Source organism: Klebsiella sp. 64, from assembly GCF_018223915.1.
GTDB classification, from domain to species: Bacteria; Pseudomonadota; Gammaproteobacteria; order Enterobacterales; family Enterobacteriaceae; genus Klebsiella; species Klebsiella pneumoniae.
Genome location: NZ_JAGRQZ010000068.1, coordinates 1 through 1,029, shown reverse-complemented (window position 1 = coordinate 1,029; position 1,029 = coordinate 1). Strand labels below are relative to the sequence as shown.

At 50.8% G+C, this 1,029-nt stretch carries 2 protein-coding genes; one reads left to right on the top strand and one right to left on the bottom strand.

Going from position 1 to position 1,029, the window contains the following annotated elements; translation table 11 throughout:
- Positions 1-18 precede the first annotated feature (18 nt).
- Positions 19-327, top strand: coding sequence for a replication initiation protein (locus tag KHQ23_RS26175; RefSeq protein WP_223862079.1), 309 nt, complete (start codon positions 19-21; stop codon positions 325-327).
- A 633-nt stretch (positions 328-960) separates the two neighbouring features.
- On the opposite strand, the gene KHQ23_RS26170 is transcribed toward KHQ23_RS26175, so the two are convergent.
- Positions 961-1,029, bottom strand: a 69-nt coding sequence (locus KHQ23_RS26170) for an IS1 family transposase (protein ID WP_139264407.1), incomplete at its 5' end; no start/stop codon positions are given.

Genomic DNA, 1,029 nt, shown 5'->3' with positions numbered 1-1,029 from the left:
TGTCAGTAAGTTGGAGTCATTACCAACCAGTTCACCACCTACTCGCTCCGCGATTGTGGCAGTCTTCGAAATCCCCGGACGATCCGCCTTTATGAAAGTCTTGCTCAATTCAAATCTTCAGGCTTATGGGTTACTACTCATGCTTGGTTAAATGACCGTTTCGTCTTACCGGAATCCCTGCAGAAGAACTTGGCAGAGTTGAAACGATATTTCCTTGATCCTGCACTCAAGCAGATAAATGAGAAAACACCTTTACTTGCTAAGTATAGTATTGATGATTCAGGAAAATTTCTGTTCTCAATAATTGATAAGCAAAATCCCGTCTGACATAAATCAGCACACATGAGCCTGTCATTTGACAAATTTTTGTCATGAAGATGGGCTGATTCCCACACAGCACCGGCGCACGGCAAGGTGGGCCGATTCCCATATCGACATGTATGTAGCTTGTGTTATCCGTGGATTGTGCAGCTCAGCGGGTCGCTGGTCGTATGGCGGAGTGTCCCCCGTAACCGGCCGCGTGCGGCCGCTAACGCGCAGTACGGCGCACCCCCGTGGGGAACGTGCGGCAGCTGCGTGGCGGTGAGCGGGATTAGGGCTTTGCAGCTACCGTGTTAAGTTCCCTGGTGTCGCTGAAATAGTTGATGAACATCCCCCTAAGCGTCAGCAGCAAGCTGCCGCCGCTAAGGCCCCGGAAATCACGCCCTTTACGTCGTAAACGCCGTAAAGCCCGCTCACCGGGGTTAGAAGGGATTACTTTGACTTCTTCATTGCTGTTCGCGAATTAAGGCTAATCAGGGCAGGGGATAGGGTGGCAGAATTTATAGCCCGGCAACCGGCTACGCCGGGCTTTCGGCGCCGTTTTACAACACAGACACATGTAACCTCATCTGGCGCCTCCATGTCGCTGACGCGGCATCCAAAAGCTTCCCAATACTGTAGGCCGGTAATGACTCCAACTTACTGACAATGTTTTATGTTCAGATAATGCCCGATGACCTTGTCATGCAGCTCCACCGATTTTGAGAA